General features: G+C 71.4%; 12 protein-coding genes and 1 pseudogene. 4 read left to right on the top strand and 9 right to left on the bottom strand.

The genetic code is table 11. From position 1 onward, the window contains the following. Positions 1–371, top strand: a pseudogene (locus VFH59_RS15670) (NADP-dependent phosphogluconate dehydrogenase); the annotation flags it as partial. An 86-nt stretch (positions 372–457) separates the two neighbouring features. Then, the gene (gene mutM, locus VFH59_RS15665) at positions 458–1285 is read left to right on the top strand and encodes a bifunctional DNA-formamidopyrimidine glycosylase/DNA-(apurinic or apyrimidinic site) lyase (RefSeq protein ID WP_325165842.1); all 828 of its coding nucleotides are present in this window, start codon (positions 458–460) and stop codon (positions 1283–1285) included. 53 nt (positions 1286–1338) lie between these two features. Here the strand turns inward: mutM and VFH59_RS15660 are convergent, their stop codons facing one another. The 6 genes from VFH59_RS15660 to VFH59_RS15635 form a co-directional block, all read right to left on the bottom strand. After that, positions 1339–2055: a 2OG-Fe(II) oxygenase gene (locus VFH59_RS15660; RefSeq protein WP_325165841.1), complete on the bottom strand. Its 717-nt coding sequence runs from the start codon at positions 2053–2055 to the stop codon at positions 1339–1341. Between the two features lie 50 nt (positions 2056–2105). Beyond that, entirely contained in the window at positions 2106–2753 is a 648-nt protein-coding gene (locus VFH59_RS15655; protein WP_325165840.1) for a response regulator transcription factor, read from the bottom strand. 33 nt (positions 2754–2786) lie between these two features. After that, positions 2787–3533 carry a sensor histidine kinase gene (locus VFH59_RS15650; protein ID WP_325165839.1) on the bottom strand — a complete coding sequence of 249 codons (747 nt, stop codon included), beginning with the start codon at positions 3531–3533 and terminating at the stop codon, positions 2787–2789. Continuing rightward, positions 3530–6799 carry a protein kinase domain-containing protein gene (locus VFH59_RS15645; protein WP_325165838.1) on the bottom strand — a complete coding sequence of 1090 codons (3270 nt, stop codon included), beginning with the start codon at positions 6797–6799 and terminating at the stop codon, positions 3530–3532. Before VFH59_RS15645 ends, VFH59_RS15650 begins: the two co-directional genes overlap by 4 nt. A 5-nt stretch (positions 6800–6804) precedes the next feature. Continuing rightward, positions 6805–7710: an FHA domain-containing protein gene (locus VFH59_RS15640; protein ID WP_325165837.1), complete on the bottom strand. Its 906-nt coding sequence runs from the start codon at positions 7708–7710 to the stop codon at positions 6805–6807. Positions 7711–7827: 117 nt separating this feature from the next. Then, positions 7828–8679, bottom strand: a complete 852-nt coding sequence (locus tag VFH59_RS15635; RefSeq protein WP_325165836.1) for a DUF6689 family protein — start codon at positions 8677–8679, stop codon at positions 7828–7830. A 270-nt stretch (positions 8680–8949) separates the two neighbouring features. Here VFH59_RS15635 and VFH59_RS15630 point away from each other — a divergent pair, with 270 nt between their 5' ends. Then, on the top strand, positions 8950–11442 hold the full coding sequence (locus tag VFH59_RS15630) for a S8 family serine peptidase (protein WP_325165835.1): 2493 nt from the start codon (positions 8950–8952) through the stop codon (positions 11440–11442). A 70-nt stretch (positions 11443–11512) separates the two neighbouring features. On the opposite strand, the gene VFH59_RS15625 is transcribed toward VFH59_RS15630, so the two are convergent. From VFH59_RS15625 to VFH59_RS15615, 3 genes are all read right to left on the bottom strand, one after another. Next, on the bottom strand, positions 11513–12277 hold the full coding sequence (locus tag VFH59_RS15625; RefSeq protein WP_325165834.1) for a hypothetical protein: 765 nt from the start codon (positions 12275–12277) through the stop codon (positions 11513–11515). Positions 12278–12316: 39 nt separating this feature from the next. Then, positions 12317–12949, bottom strand: a complete 633-nt coding sequence (locus tag VFH59_RS15620; protein ID WP_325165833.1) for a thymidine kinase — start codon at positions 12947–12949, stop codon at positions 12317–12319. Between the two features lie 77 nt (positions 12950–13026). After that, positions 13027–14394, bottom strand: coding sequence for an NAD(P)/FAD-dependent oxidoreductase (locus VFH59_RS15615; protein WP_325165832.1), 1368 nt, complete (start codon positions 14392–14394; stop codon positions 13027–13029). Positions 14395–14507: 113 nt separating this feature from the next. Here VFH59_RS15615 and VFH59_RS15610 point away from each other — a divergent pair. Beyond that, positions 14508–15347 (top strand): UvrD-helicase domain-containing protein (locus VFH59_RS15610; RefSeq protein ID WP_325165831.1); only part of this gene is annotated, 840 nt, incomplete at its 3' end.

The following is a 15347-nucleotide window of genomic DNA, read 5'->3' as shown; positions in this document are numbered from 1 at the left end:
CCCACGACTGGGACCTGGACTACGCCACCATCGCCAGCATCTTCCGCGCCGGCTGCATCATCCGCGCCGGCTTCCTCGAACGAATCATGGACGCCTACACGCGCGACCCGGAGCTGCCGAACCTTATGCTCGATCCCTACTTCGCCGACACGGCCATGCGCTACCAGCAGGCGTTGCGCGACGTGGTCACCACCGCCGTGGCCTGCGGCGTGGCCACGCCCTGCCTGGCGTCGGCGATCGCTTGGTTCGACGGTTACCGCAGCGCACAGCTGCCGGCGAACCTGCTGCAGGCGCAACGCGATTTCTTCGGCGCCCACACCTTCGAACGGGTCGATCGCCCGGGCAGCTTCCACGTCCAATGGGAGGATTGAGGCAGGCTGCCGATCGACCCCAGGCCGCCGATCCGCGAGGACGGCGGTCGACCGTGACCTGATCACGTATCCCGCCATCTTTCGCCATGCCCGAACTTCCCGAAGTCGAAACCACCCGCCGCGGCATCGCCCCGCACGTCGAAGGTCGCCGCGTCGAGGGCGTCGTGCTGCGGCGCCCGGACCTGCGCTGGCCGATCCCGCGCGAGGTAAGCGAGCTGCTCCCGGGTCAGCGCATCGAGGCGGTCGAGCGCCGCGCCAAGTACCTGCTGCTGCACACGCAGGCCGGCAGCGCGCTGATGCACCTGGGGATGAGCGGCATGCTGCGCGTGCTGCCGCCGGACGCGCCGCTGGGCGCGCACGACCATGTCGACATCGCGCTCGCCGCCAACCCCGGCCGCCCGGCCCGGGTACTGCGCTTCACCGATCCGCGCCGCTTCGGCTGCCTGCTCTGGCAGCCGCCCGGCGAGACCCACGAACTGCTTGCGGCGCTCGGCCCGGAACCGCTCACCGACGCCTTCGACGGCGACCTGCTCTGGCACGTCTCGCGCGGCCGCAGTGCGGCGGTGAAGCTGTTTCTGATGGACAACGCCGTAGTGGTCGGCGTGGGCAACATCTACGCCAGCGAGGCGCTGTTCGCCGCCGGCATCGACCCGCGGCGCGCGGCCGGCAAGGTTTCGCGCGAGCGGTACGCGCGGCTCGCCGCAGAGGTCAAGCGTATCCTCGGCTGGGCGATCGAGCGCGGCGGCACCACGCTGCGCGATTTCCTCAATCCCGACGGCGCACCCGGCTACTTTGTCAGCGAGCTCAACGTGTACGGCCGCGCCGGCGAACCGTGCAAGGCGTGCGGCACGCCGATCCGCCAGGCCGTGCTGGGACAGCGCTCGACGTTCTGGTGCCCGCGCTGCCAGCGCTGAACCAGTCCGCCGCAAGCAGCGAGTACAACCGCTGCAAGGGTTCGCGCACCCGCTCAGCCGCCGCCGAACAGTTGCTCGGCGCGCTGGAACAGCACCCAGCTGGTGGCGATGAGCTTGTCGCCGCCCTGGGGCCGGTTGCCGCGATGGGTGTGAGTGAAGGCCGCGGGGGCCAGCAGCAGGGTGCCGGTGCGCGGGACGATCTTGCGGCCCTGGTGGAGGAACTCGGTTTCGCCCTCGCCGAAGCCGTCGTTGAGGTAGAGCGTCCACAGCAAATGCCGATGAAGCGTGTCGGCCGCCGGATCACGCGGGTACAACTCGCAGTGCCAGTACGGGTAGCCGCCCTGGCCGGCGCGGTAGCGCTGGAGGTTGATCGCGCCGGGCCGGAACACCGTCTGGACCAGCGGCGCCAGCGCCGCATCGGGCATGCCCTGGAGGCGTTCGGGGGTGAGCCGCTCCGGTGTGCCGTCGGCGCCGGGCACCTGCAGCATCAGCGGCGCGACCAGTGCGTACGGGTAGCGGCGCAGGTAGGCGAGCAGGCCGTGGAACACCGCGTCGTTGAGCATCGCCTCGGCGTCGGCCCAGTCCGGGTCGGCACTGATCAGCAGGTCCTGGCTGTGCTTCAGCTCGGGTAACAGGCCGCCGCCGACGCGGCCGGGGCGCAGCCGGTCGCTGCGTCCGAAGCGCTCCACCAGCGCGGCGCATTGCGCGGGCGCGAGCGCGTCGGGATACACACAGATGAAATCGTCGGCGTCGGTGCTCGGCTGGGACATGGCGGGCGCTCCGGGCGAATCGCTCCATCCTCGCACAGCGACCGGTCGCGCTAGTCCAGCAGCCCGCGGCGCAAGGCGTAACGCACCAGCTCGGCGGTGTTGCGTACGCCGATCTTGCCCAGCACGCGGGCGCGATGGTTCTCGCCGGTCTTGGTGCTGATGGAAAGCTGCCGCGCGATCTCCTTGGTGGTGAGTCCCTCGGCGATCAGCCGGAATACCTCGCGCTCGCGACGGGTGAGCGTGGCATACGGGTCGTCCGCGGCGCGCTCCGGATGCTGCAGCTGCTCGGCCAGCGCCCGTGCCACCTGCGGCCCGAAATGGCCCCGCCCCGCGTGCAGGTTGCGCACGGCGGCGAGCAGCTCGGCGGCGGGGCTGTCCTTGACCAGGTAACCGCTGGCGCCGGCGCGCACCGCCTGCAACACGTACTGGTCTTCCTGGTGCATGGTCAGCACCAGCACGCGCGTATGCGGCAGCGCCTGGTGCAGGCGGCGCACCAGCTCGATGCCGCTCAGGCGCGGCATCGAGACGTCGGTGACCACCACGTCCGGACGCAGCGCCAGCGCCTGCTCGAGCGCCTCATCGCCATCGCCGGCCTGGGCGATCACATGCACGTCCCCGTCGCTCTGCAGGATGCGCACGAGGCCATCGCGCAGCAGCGTATGGTCGTCGGCAAGCAGGACGCGGATCGGTGGCGGCATGCGAGACACCCTGCCCGCACGCGCGCGGGTGCGTCAAGCGGTCAGCGGGGGGTCGCCCGCCAGCGGCACGACCGCGCGCAGGCGGGTGCCGTGGCCGGGTGCGGAGCGCACTTCCAGCCGCCCGTCGAACAGCTGCAAACGCTCGCGCAGGCCGCCCAGGCCACTGCCGTGGCCCGCCGGAAGGGCGGCCGGGTCGAAGCCGCGGCCGTCGTCGACCACCTGCAGCTGCAGCGCACCGGCGCGCTCGACCAGGCGCACCAGCACACTGCGCGCGCGGGCGTGCTTGGCGATGTTGTTGAGCGCCTCCTGGGTGACACGGAACAACAGGGTCTGCCATTCACCATCCAGCGCGGGCAGCGGTTCGATCTCCACCGCGACGGTGATGCCGGCCGCCTCGCCCACGCTGTGGGCCAGCCAGCGCAACGCCGGTTCGAGCCCCAGGTCGTCCAGCACCGCCGGGCGCAGCAGCCGCGACAGCGCGCGGGTGTCTTCCAGCGTGTCGGCGCACAGCGCCACGGCCTCGTCCAGGGCGGTCCGCAGCCCCACCGCTTCGGGCGCCACGGTCTCGGCGAGTTGCGCCAGGCGGTGTTTCAGCGCGGTGAGGTTCTGCCCGACGCCATCGTGCAGGTCGCGCGCCAGCCGCCGGCGCTCCTCTTCCTGCACGCGCAAGACCGAGCGGCCAAGGCGGCGGAACTCGCGCTCGTTGGCTTCCAGCCGCGCAAGCAATTGCTGGTAGCGGTGTTCGGCCTCGCGCGGCGAGAACGGCGTGCGCTCGCTCACGGGATCAGCTGCTCGGTGGCCCGGTCGAACGCGCCGTGCCTGGCCGGCAGCCGGCCGCGCAGCGTGGCCAGTGCGGCGGTAGCGGCGCGCTCGGCGCCGGCCGCCGCGGCGGCGTCGCCGGCCATGCGCTCGGCGCGTGCGCCCAGGGTGTGGAGGTACGCCGCCGCGAGCATCGGGCTGCCACGCATCCAGGTCGTCGCTTCGCGGTAGGCACGAAGTGCAGCGTCGGCATCGTGCGCGGCGAGCGACCGGCGCATCGCCAGGATCAGCCAGTCCAGCCGCAGTTCGGCGTTGCCCAGTGCGGCGGTGGCCGCGTCCAGGCCGGTATCGCCGGGCGGCTCCAGCCACGCGCGCAGCAGGGCCAGGCGCAGTTGCAGTTCGCGCACGCCCGAAGCCTGCGCCAGCGGTTGCGCCTGCGCCAGCGCCGCCTGCGCCTGGCGTGCCTGGCCCGCGCGCAGCGCCAGTTCGGCACGCACGATCGCCTCGCGCGCGCGCTGTTCCCGCGAGCGATCCTCGCCCGTCGGCATCGCATCCAGTTCGCGCACCACCGCGTCGGCGTCGCCGGCCGCCAGCAGGGTGCGCGCGCGCAGCAGCCGCGCGTCCGCCTCGCCGCGTAGATCGTCGCGCTGACGAAACAACGCGATCGCCTTGTCGGCCTGGTCGAGCGCCCCGGCCAGGTCGCCCTGGAGCAGCGCCAGCTCGCTCAGATGGCGGTGGCTCACCGCGGCCTCCTCGGGCATCTGCCGCTGCTGCGCCTCGGCAAGCGCGGCGTGCTGCAGTTGCGCGGCGTCGTGCCAGCGGCCGCGCGCCGTGGCGAGCTGGCCCAGATTCTGGCGCACCCGCACGCGCCCGGTCTCGCCCTGGCCGGTCGCGTTGGCGGCGGCGCGCTGCCAGTAACTCTGCGCGTCGTCATAGCGGCCCAGCTCGAAGTAGGCGAAGCCGATGGCATTGAGCGCCTGCGCCAGGCCCTGCGCGTCGTCCACCTGTTGCCATCCCTGCAGCGAGCGCTGGTAGGCGGCGAGCGCGGCATGGAAGTCGCCGCGCTCCTCGGCGAGCACGCCCAGTTCGTTGTCCACCGCGGCCAGCCCGGCGCGGTCGTCCAACGCCTCGTTGAGCGCACGCGCACGGGTCAACGCGGCACCGGCCTCGTCGAAGGCGCCACGCAGGCTGAGCACGTTGGCAAGGTTGCGCAGGCCGGTCGCGACGCCGCGGCGGTTGCCGATCGCGTCCTGGAGCTCGACCGCCTTGCGGTATTGCTCTTCGGCCGCGTCGGTCTGCCCCAGCCGGCCGTAGCCGATACCGAGCGCGTTGGTGGTCAATGCCACGCCGTACGGATTGCGGCTGCGCTTGTAGAGCACCAGCGCGCGCACCAGGTAGTCGTCCACCGCGCGGCGCGCCTCGCCCTGCAGGATCGAGTACTTGCCCAGTTCATACCAGGCACGGGGGTCGTCGCCGTCGCGGGCGACCAGGGCGGACAGCCGCCCGATGGCGGCGGCGAAGTCGCCGCCCGCGCCCTGGGCACGCGCCAGTTGCAGGTCGGCGAGGGTATCGTCCGGCGCCTGCGCCAGTTGCTTGCGCCACAGCGCCACCGCATCGGGCGCGGCGCCCTGCTCCAGCGCGTGCTCGGCCGCGAAGCGGCGCCCGAGGCGCGGGAAGGCCGGGCCGGCGGCGCGTTGGCCCTGCTCGATGGCGTCCAGTGCGGCATCGTGCTCGCCGGTCATTTGGGCCAGGTCCAGCTGGGCATCCCACAACACCGCATCGTCGCGGCGCTGCCGGGCGAGCGCCTGCACCTGTCGCAGTGCCGCCGGGTAGTGGCCGGCGGCGCGCGCTTCGAGCGCGGTGCCGAACGCATCCAGTTGCACGGGCGGCGGCAGGGGCGGCGGTGGCGCAGTGGCACTGGCGCCGAGCGCTTGCGTCAATGCCGGTTGCGCCAGCCAGGCGCGGAAGGCCTCCACGGCATCGGGCCGCGGTGGGCCATCGAGGGCGGCGCCGTTTCCTTGGGCCGGCTGCAGTTGTGCGCGCACGAGCCAGGTTCCAGCACGCTGCTCCAGGGTCGCCGCCAGGCTGCGATCGGCCACCGCCACGCGTCGCAGCGTGGCTGGGTCGGGCCGGTTGCCGGCGGCGTCGAGCTGGCGCAGCGCCTGCACCGTGCGCTCCGGATCCACACTGGCCACGCCGGGAAGGTTGGCGATACGCGCGCGCAGGTAGGCATCCAGCGCGGCCAGGCGGGTCGCCGGCACGCCGCTTCCCTGCAGTGGCAGCACCAGCAGGCGGTGCAACGGCGGCGGGGCCGCGGCGACAGGCGGGCGGTGGCGCGGAAGCCACCACAGCGTCGCCAGCGTGCCGATTGCCAGTACGGCGAGCGCGACGTGCCAGGGGCGCCACCGCGGGCGCCAGTCGCGGGGCAGCGCGCGGCGGTCGATCGCGCTGACCACCGCCGCCGCATCGGGCAGGCGGTGCGACGGCTGCGTGCGCAGCAGGCGGTCGACCAGCCGCGCAACCCACACCGGCACTTCGGGCCGGTCCTGCGTGACCGGCGGCGGTGTGCGCACCAGTCGTTGCGCGAGCGCCTCGGCCGCGGTGGCGCTGTGGAAGGCCGGCTGGCCGGTGAGCATCTCGCGCAGGATCAGCCCGAGTGCGTACAGGTCGCTGCGGGTGTCGACCGGATCGCCGCGCGCCTGCTCGGGCGAGAGGTAGTCCGGTGTGCCCATCGCGCCGCCCAGGCCGGCGTGGGTCAGCCCGCTGCTGGCCAGCGAGCGGGCCACGCCGAAGTCGCTGATGTAGGCGTTGCCGTCGCCGTCGACCAGCACGTTGGCGGGCTTGAGGTCGCGATGCACGACGCCGCGCGCGTGCGCCGCCTGCAGGCCCAGCGCGATCTGGCGGGTGATCCGCAGCGCCTCCTCCAGCGGCAGCGGCCCGCGGTCGATGCGGTGGTCCAGCCCCTCGCCCGGCACGAAGTCCATGCTGATCAGCCAGTGGCCGTCGTGTTGCGCCAGGTCGTGGATGCGCACCACGTGCGGGCTGGATACCTGCCTGGCCAGCAGCAGTTCCTGGCGGAAGCGCTCGAGCGCGTCGGGACGCATCGCGACCTCGGGGCGCAGCAGCTTGATCGCCACCGGCACGCCCAGCGCCTCGTCGTGCGCGCGATAGACCACCCCCATGCCGCCCACGCCCAGCAGCGCCTCGACGCGGAAGCGCCCGGCCAGCAGCGTGCCTGGCACCAGCTCCATGCGCGCGTAGATCCCGGTGTCGGTGGGCGCGCTCATCGCCGCTAGCCGGCCGGTTCGGCGAGGATGCGCTGCCAGTCCAGTTCCGTGGGCAGGCTCCCGCTGGCCAGCGCATCGCGCGCCAGATGCGCGCTCAGCCACAGCGCGGTGCGCTCGGCGAACGCCTCCAGCAGCTGCAGGTCGAGCGTGGTCAGCGGCGGACCGGCGCTGCGGCGGTCGGCGTAGATGGCACCCAGCACACGCTCGCCATCCAGCAACGGCAGGCACACCAGCGTGCGCAGGCCGCCACGCACGACCGACTCGCGCGCGTCCATCCAGGCATCCTGGCCCGGCTCGTTGAAGACCACCGGCCGGCGCTGCGCGATGGCACGGCTGACCGCGCCGAGGCTGCCGGCGAAGTGGGCACCGGCCATCTGCGCCGGATCCAGCGCCAGTGCCGCGCCCACGCGGAACGTGCCGGCCTCCTCGACCAGCAGGAAGCCGCGCTCGCAACCGGCCAGTTCCACCATCGCTCCAAGGCTGGCCTCGAGCAGCGGGCGGACCGGCGTGCGTTGCGTGGGCGCCACGCTCGCCAGCGTGTCCAGGCGCACCGTGTAGGCAGTGGCGATGCGTTGGCGCTCCTGCCAGCGCGACGCGTCGGCGTGCAGCGCCGCTCGGTCGAGCGTGGCGAATTCGCAGTGGATGTCGCCGAAACGCAGCCAGCACGCGCCTTGCAACCGCGCCCGGTCGACCGGTGCGCCGTCGACGAAGCTGCCGTTCTTGCTGGCGAGGTCGTGCAGCAGCCAGGCATCGCCGTCGTCCTGCAGCTCGGCATGCACGCGGGAGATCGAGGGGTGTGCCAGTACCAGGTCGCAGTCCTCGGCACGGCCGATCCGCAAGCGCCCGCCCGCCTCCAGCGTGCGGGTGACGGCGGCGCTGTCAGGAACGAAAGCAGTCAGGCGGGCAAGCATGAATCCATCTTAACTTGCCTGCGGCAACCTGCACGTCGCCGGCTTTTCTCCCCGGGGCCCGCGCTGGGGGAGCGCGCCCGTCAGACGGCTCCCGCGGGCGCGCAAACCGCCGCCGGGTCAGTGCCCGTAGTCGCGCTGGTAGCCGATGCTGAAGTCCAGCGTATTGGCCGAGGCCAGCAATTCGCCGGCGATGTTGTCGGCATCGCGTGTGGCGCGCCACTCGTCGGGGATGGCCAGCCCGGCGCGGTCCTGCACGCGGGCGCGCAACTGGTCCAGTGCGTTCAGCGCGTCGGCATACCGGCCCTGCGCATAGGCGGCCTGCGCGCTGTCGGCATCCATCTGCAGCGGGCCGCGCTCGGCCAGCGGTACCTGCGACACGAGCGTCTGCAGCCGGGCGAACTTGGCGGCCACCACGTCGCTGGTCGCGCGCAGGTCGGCCAGTACCAGGAACTGCGAGAAACCGCCGGTGGTGCCTCGCGCGCGGATGCTGCCCGGCGCGATGTCGTCGGTGATGTCACGGAAGCTCCCGTCGATGGGCGCCTTGAACAGGCGCAGCGGACTGCCCGCCACGTAGGAAAGCGCGTGCGTATGCACTTCCACGTGGACCGTGCGGCGGAAGCTCAGCCCGCCCTGCGCCGGTGGCTCGATCGTCAGCATCAGCGGAAAGGCCGCCTGCAGCTGGTTCACGCTGCCGTCGGGCAGGCGCGCGAGCAGCGCGGGGTCGGAGACGTCGACCAGCCGCGCGCTGACACCGAGGCTGGCCGCGCTCAGGCCGCTGGCGTCGTCGAAGGCGAGCGTGAGCTCGGCGAACTGTGGCTGCGAAGGCAGGCCCACGCGCACGGTGGCCACGTTGCCGGTCACCGACACGGCCACCGGCAGGTCCTGTGCCGAGGCCCAAGGCAGGCACAGGCAGAGCGCCAGGCCGCACAACAGCCTGGTGACGGGACTGAGAAGTGACTGCTGCGACATGGTGGTCTCCTGATGGCGACCGCGAGGTCGCCCGGTGTGCGCGAGACCGCGAGACCCTTGCGAGGCCTGCCGTCCCGGCTGGTGGATTCCACACTAGCGCAGCCAATCCGTGAGCGTAACGTGAAGCTCCAGTGCCCGCGCGGGCTTTTCGCGCTTCTGGGTGTTTTCCCCCGTGCGCCCTGGGGGCAACTCCGGATGGGAGCACCCGCGCCGCGGTGCGAATACTCCTTCGACGCCCACCCTGTCGGGGCGACTCAAGGAGTTTGCGCCATGCGTTCGATTAATCCATCCACCGTCAAGCGCACCACTTTCCGCCTCTGCGCGATCGCCGCCGGGCTGCTTGCCAGCGGCGTGGCCTTGGCGGATGCGCGGCTGGACCCGCAGCTGGTCGACCAGATGAACGCCTCCCCCACCGCGCCGCTGGAGGTGGTGATCAGCTACAAGCAGTCCGGCCCGGTCACCGCCGACCAGTTGGCGGTCCTGAAGAGCCTGGGCATCACCCAGGGCCTGACCATGCATACGCTGCCGATCGCCGGTGCGCTGGCCACCCCGACCGAGATCCGCGCGCTCGCCCAGCGCGACGACGTGGTATCGATCTACGCCAACCGGCGATTGCGCTACCTCGATGCCGAGGCGAACGGGCTGTCCGGGGCCGGACGCACGGTTGCCAATCCGGCCGACTTCCACCGTGCGATCCCCTTCAGCGGCAAGGGCGTCACCGTCGAGATCAATGACTCGGGCATCGACGCGACCCACATGGATCTGCAGTACGGCCCGCATGTGGTGCAGAACACCCAGGCGGTCACCAACCTGGCCGCCTACGACACCATGCTGCCGGTGACCTATCTGGAGGGCATACCCAACACCGACGCCGGTTCCGGCCACGGCACGCATTGCGCCGGTATCGTCGGCGGCACGGGCGCGCGCTCCAACGGCCTGTACCGCGGCGTGGCGCCGGGCGCCGACCTGGTCGGCTACGGCTCCGGCGCGGTGCTGCTCGTGCTAGATGCGGTCGGCGGCCTGGACTACGCGGCCACCAACCAGTTCAGCTACGACAACCCGATCCGCGTGGTGAGCAATTCCTGGGGCAGCTCGGGCAAGTTCGACCCGGCCGACCCGGTCAACATCGCCTCCTACGAACTCTACAAGCGCGGCATCGTCAGCGTGTTCGCCGCCGGCAACGACGGCCCGGGCGAGGACACCCACAACCCCTACGCGCAGGCGCCCTGGGTGATCTCGGTGGGCGCCAGCGAAAAGAACGGCGTGCTGACCGACTTCTCCTCGCGCGGCAAGCGCGGCGAGAGCGGCACCTTCAGCATGCCCGACGGGAAGCAGTGGACCTACAGGAACGAGCCGACCATCGTGGCGCCGGGCGTGTCGATCATCTCCACCCGCGACAGCACCGGCACGCTGCCGGCGCTGGCCGCCGAGGAGGACGCCGCCACGATCGATCCGGCGTACCTGCCGTTCTACACGGTGATGAGCGGTACCTCGATGGCCACCCCGCACGTGGCCGGCATCATCGCGCTGATGCTGGAGGCCAACCCGAGCCTCACCCCGGCCCAGGTGCGCGACATCATCGAGCGCACCGCCACCAACATGACCGGGCGGCTGGCGTGGGAAGCGGGCGCGGGCCACATCAACGCCTATACCGCGGTGGCCGAGGCGGCGGGCGTGCGCGGTGGCTTCGGCGCCACGGTGAACACGCTGCGCGACTTCAACAGCAATGCGCTGCTCGCTCCCGGCGCGGCGCCGATCCCGTTCTCGGTGGACTTCGCGCCGGTCGGGCCGGTCGGCGAGCAGAGCTTCACGGTGGGCCCGGACGTGGCGTGGGTCAGCGCGCGCGCCACCATCGACGCCAACACGCTCGCACTTGTGCTGATCGACCCCGACGGCGTGCAGTACGGCTCGGCGATCGCGCTGCCGGTGCTGGGCGACACCGTGACCGCCGGCGCGCCGGCAAAGCCGGGCGTGTGGCGGGTCACCGTGCGCGGCATCGGCTCGGTCTCGGGTACCGACGTGGACCCGGCCGGCGTCACCAACGGCTACGCGGCGCCCGGCACGGTCACCGGCGAGGTGAGCTTCCTCAACAGCGGCGGCTACACGGGCCTGAACGACATCGCCAACCACCCGGCGCGCCAGGCGATCGAGTTCGCGGTGGCCAACCGCCTGGTCGACGGCTATCCGGATGGCCAGTTCCATCCGGACCAGGCGCTCAAGCGCAGCGAGCTGGCGCAGTACCTGGTCATGGGCACGAGCGTGCGCCAGTACCTGCCGTTCTCGGGCCAGCCGAGCTTCACCGACCTGGGCACCGGCAAGGCTGCCTATCCGTTCGCCGAATCGGCGGTGGCACGCGGCGGCGCGCTGCGCGACCTGAGCCAGAGCCAGGACGGCGTGATGAACCTCTGGGGCGGGCAGTTCCATCCCAACGACAGCGTGACCCGGCTCAGCCTGGCCTATTCGCTGGTGCAGAGCCTGGCGCTGCAGGACCAGGCACGGGCCTTCAGCGGCCAGCTCACCGCGTTCTACATGGGCCAGCGCATTCCGCTGGACGACGCGGGGCTGATTCCGGCCAACCTGCGTGGCTACGTGCAGCTGGCGCTGGATCGCGGGGTGATCAACGCACGCTTCAAGGTGACCCAGGGCCCGTACGACCTGCAGCCGACGCTGCATGCGTACTTCGACCCCAACACGGCCGTCACCCGCGCGGCCTACGCGGTGGCCGCCGGACGCTACCTGTCCGTGTACCAGAGCGGGCAGTAGGCACCCGGGTGTAGTGCGGCGGCCCGGTCATCCGGGCCGCCGCTGCCTGGCCACCGGCATCCCGCACGGGTTACACCGGCCAGTCGAAGGCGACGTGGGTGTTGTTGAAGCGGGGATCGTCGAGGCTGCCGTCCGGTTGCGCCACCAGCTCACCGGGCAGGCCCTCGACCTCCAGCGGCTGGCCCTCGACGAAGCGGGCACCGAGCGCCTGCAGCTCGACCAGTCGTTCGCACAGCATCCCGGCCTGGGCGGCCTGCGCGTCCGGCACGTGGCGCATGCTCAGGTCCGGGCGGCCGAACTTGCGCAGGCCGCGCGTGTGGATGGTGGCGCGTCCCTCCTCGTCCCCTGCATTGCGCAGGATCAGCACGTGGTGACGCGGCGGCGCGCCGCCAGGGACCAGGTAATGCCGGCGCCAGGCGTCCGCATCGAACAGGGTGAGGATCTGCGGGTCCAGGATTGCCGCGCCGCCCACGTCCAGCAGGCCGGCGAGTACGCCCAGCGTGTCGCGCAGGTAGTCCAGGCTGTCGCGATCGGCCAGCTCGCCGCGCACCACCAGCACCTCCGGCGCGGCGCGGGCGCGCTCGAAGGCGGCGGGGGCATCCTCCTCGAGCAACTCGCCCAGCGTGCCCTTCAGCGGGTAGCCCTCCCAGCTGCGCAGGGCGTTGTGGCCGTGGCGCTGCACCGTCACGCCCTCGGGCAGGCCGTGGCTCGCGTACCGCGCGGCGGGAATCGCCAAGTCTTCGGCGAAACGGCCGAAGACGTAGAACTGCAGCACGATGGTTTCGTCGCTCGGCTGCCAGTAAGGGCGGGGCCAGGCTTCCGGGGTTGCGGTCATCGGGTTGTCCTTGAGGCGGGCGCGCCCGGGCACCGGAAGTCAGGGCCGGTCGTCGAGCGGCAGCACGCTCTGCTGCAGTTCGATGCGGCCGCGGCCCTCGGTGATGTGCTTGAACTCGGCACGGCTCACCGAGACATAGCGGTCGTTACCGCCGATCTCAACCTGCGGGCCTTCGGTCACGGCGCGGCCCTGCTCGTCCACGCGCACCACCATGGTCGCCTTGCGGCCGGTGTGGCAGATCGTCTTGATCTCTTCCAGGTTGTCGGCCCAGGCCAGCAGATAGCGGCTGCCCTCGAACAGCTCGCCGCGGAAGTCGGTGCGCAGGCCGTAGGCGAGCACCGGGATGTTGAGCCGGTCGACCACGTCGGACAGCTGCCACACCTGCGCCTTGGACAGGAACTGCGCCTCGTCGACGAACACGCAGTGCAGCGCGCCGCGGTCGGTGATGTCCGTTTCCACCAGCGCCAACAGATCCTCGCCGGCGCCGAAGCGGCGTGCGTTCGCCTTCAGGCCGATGCGCGAGGCGACCACGCCCGCACCGAAGCGGTGGTCCAGCGCGGGCGTCAGGATCAGCGTGCGCATGCCACGCTCGTGATAGTTGTAGGCGCTCTGCAACAGCGTGGTGGTCTTGCCGGCATTCATTGCCGAGTAATAGAAGTAGAACTTGGCCATGCCTTCGGGACCGGATGTGATTGCCGCGCCCGCGCGCGGCTCAAGCGCTCAAGTGTGGCATGTCCCGCCGTTCGGATTCACGCGACACGTTCCTTCGCCGGCGCCGCCGGCTCGCGATCCAGCGGCGTGGTGCCACCGCTGAATTCGCTGCGTGCCTGGGCCAGGCGGTATCTGCGCTCGGCGCGGCTGCGCCGCCAGTCGCGCAGCGCGCTGATCGCGTAGACCAGCTTGAACAGGCGCAGCTTGCGCAGCACGACCGGCGTGTCGAACAGGTCGCCGGCCAGCATCGAGATCACGCCCTGCTCCAGCTGCCAGGTGTTGCGCGGCGAGCGGAACATCTGCTGCATCACCGGGCCATTGAAGCGGTAGATGAAGAACGAGAACCGCGCCATGCCCTTGCGCTGGCGCTTCTCCAGCCGGCGCAGCAGCGCCGCCTCGCGCGCCGGCTCGCGCAACGCCTGGTCGACCACCTCGACCGCCTGTTCGGCACCGCTCATCGCCAGGTACACGCCCGAGGAGAACACCGGATCGAGGAAGGCGAACGCATCGCCGACCAGCACCCAGCCGGGGCCACCCATGACGGCCGAATCGTAGGAATAGTTGCCGGTGACGCGCACTTCGTTGTCGATCAGATGGGCGCCTTCCAGCCGCTGCCAGAGCGCGGGGCTCATCTTCAGCGTGTCGAGCAGGAACTCCACGGTGCGGCCGCGTCGCTGCTTGAGGTAGTCGGGGCGGCAGACCGCGCCCACGCTCATCACGCCCTCGGGCAGCGGAATCATCCACATCCAGCCGTGCGCGAAGCTGTAGATGCTGATGTTGCCGCCATCCTCACCCGGTCGGCGCTGCGCGCCGTGGAAGTGGCCGAAGATCGCCGCGCTCTGGTGCTGGCTGTTCTTGCGCTTGAGCTTCTTCCTGGAGGACAGGAGCGCATCCCGGCCGCTGGCGTCGACCACGTAGCGCGCCTGAATGCGGTAACTGCGGCCCTGGTCGGTGCGCACCTCGAGCGTCGAGTCGCGTGACCCGGCCTGCTCGACCTTGAGCACCTCGTGGCCCTCGCGCGCATCGGCACCGCACTCGCGCGCGTGCTCGTAGAGCATCCTGTCGAAGTCCTGCCGCCATACTTGGTAGGCGTGCGGCGGACTGTTGCCGATCGCGCGGGCGAAGGCATAGGTGTTGTAGCCGCGCTCGTTGTCCGCCTCGAAGTCGGCGCCGGGCTTGAAGACGCCCAGTGCGCGCACCTTGTCCAGCACGCCCAGGCGTTCGAACACCGGCAGGTTCATCGGCAGCAGCGATTCGCCGATATGGAAGCGCGGGTGGTGCTCCTTTTCCAGCGCGATGACCTTGTAGCCGCGCCGGGCCAGCAGTGCCGCCGCGGTGCTGCCCGCGGGGCCCCCGCCGATCACCGCGACATCGCATGGTTCCGCGACCGTGTGCTGCTGCTCCATTCCCGTCCCCCCCGCCACGTTGGCGCTTGTCGCCGCCGATTATGGCCGATGCCAGGCAGCGCGCCAGGGGGCCTCTGCTACCATCCCCCTCCGCCCGCACCGCCGCCTGCTCCATGCTCAATCCGCAACAACTGGCCGCCGTCGAACACTGCGACAGCCCGCTGCTCGTGCTGGCCGGCGCCGGTTCCGGCAAGACCTCGGTGATCACCCAGAAGATCGCCCACCTGATCCAGCGGCGGAAGCTCGCGGCCGGCCGCATCGCGGCGATCACCTTCACCAACAAGGCGGCGCGCGAGATGCGCGAGCGCGTGGGCAAGCTGGTCAGCAGCGAGGACGCCGCGGCGCTGACCGTGTGCACCTTCCACGCGCTGGGTCTGAAGTTCCTGCAGATCGAGCACGCGCGCGCCGGCCTGCGCCGCGGCTTTTCGGTGCTGGACGCCGACGACAGCGAGGGCATCGTCAAGGAACTGGCGCCCAAGGGCGTCAAGCCGGACGTGCTGTTCGGCCTCCGCAACCTCTTGAGCCGCGCCAAGAACGCTGGCCTCTCGCCGGAGGAAGCGCTGGCCGCCGCGCGCGCACCGCGCGAGCTGGAGGCGGCGACGATCTACCAGATGTACCAGCAGCGCCTGGCCGCCTTCAACGCGGTCGACTTCGACGACCTGATCCGGCTGCCGCTGCGCATCCTCGAATCGGACACCGAGTGCCGCGACGCCTGGCGCGAGCGACTGCGCTACCTGCTGGTGGACGAATACCAGGACACCAACGACGCGCAGTACCGGCTGCTCAAGGCCCTGGTCGGCGAGCGCGGCGGGATCACCTGCGTGGGCGACGACGACCAGTCGATCTACGCCTGGCGCGGCGCCAACCCGGAGAACATCGACCAGCTCGGCCGCGACTGGCCGAACCTGCGCGTGATCAAGCTGGAGCAGAACTACCGCTGCGGCAAGCGCATC

The sequence above is a fragment of the Frateuria sp. genome (genome assembly GCF_035695185.1).
GTDB lineage: Bacteria > Pseudomonadota > Gammaproteobacteria > Xanthomonadales > Rhodanobacteraceae > Frateuria_A.
This window is presented reverse-complemented; position numbering and strand designations above follow the sequence as displayed.

Excerpts from the sequence above, each read along its gene's own strand:
- VFH59_RS15630 (WP_325165835.1), top strand. The coding sequence starts at position 8,950 with ATGCGTTCGATTAATCCATCCACCGTCAAGCGCACCACTTTCCGCCTC.
- VFH59_RS15625 (WP_325165834.1), bottom strand. The coding sequence starts at position 12,277 with ATGACCGCAACCCCGGAAGCCTGGCCCCGCCCTTACTGGCAGCCGAGC.
- VFH59_RS15660 (WP_325165841.1), bottom strand. The coding sequence starts at position 2,055 with ATGTCCCAGCCGAGCACCGACGCCGACGATTTCATCTGTGTGTATCCC.
- VFH59_RS15620 (WP_325165833.1), bottom strand. The coding sequence starts at position 12,949 with ATGGCCAAGTTCTACTTCTATTACTCGGCAATGAATGCCGGCAAGACC.
- VFH59_RS15655 (WP_325165840.1), bottom strand. The coding sequence starts at position 2,753 with ATGCCGCCACCGATCCGCGTCCTGCTTGCCGACGACCATACGCTGCTG.
- VFH59_RS15615 (WP_325165832.1), bottom strand. The coding sequence starts at position 14,394 with ATGGAGCAGCAGCACACGGTCGCGGAACCATGCGATGTCGCGGTGATC.
- VFH59_RS15640 (WP_325165837.1), bottom strand. The coding sequence starts at position 7,710 with ATGCTTGCCCGCCTGACTGCTTTCGTTCCTGACAGCGCCGCCGTCACC.
- mutM (WP_325165842.1), top strand. The coding sequence starts at position 458 with ATGCCCGAACTTCCCGAAGTCGAAACCACCCGCCGCGGCATCGCCCCG.
- VFH59_RS15635 (WP_325165836.1), bottom strand. The coding sequence starts at position 8,679 with ATGTCGCAGCAGTCACTTCTCAGTCCCGTCACCAGGCTGTTGTGCGGC.
- VFH59_RS15645 (WP_325165838.1), bottom strand. The coding sequence starts at position 6,799 with ATGAGCGCGCCCACCGACACCGGGATCTACGCGCGCATGGAGCTGGTG.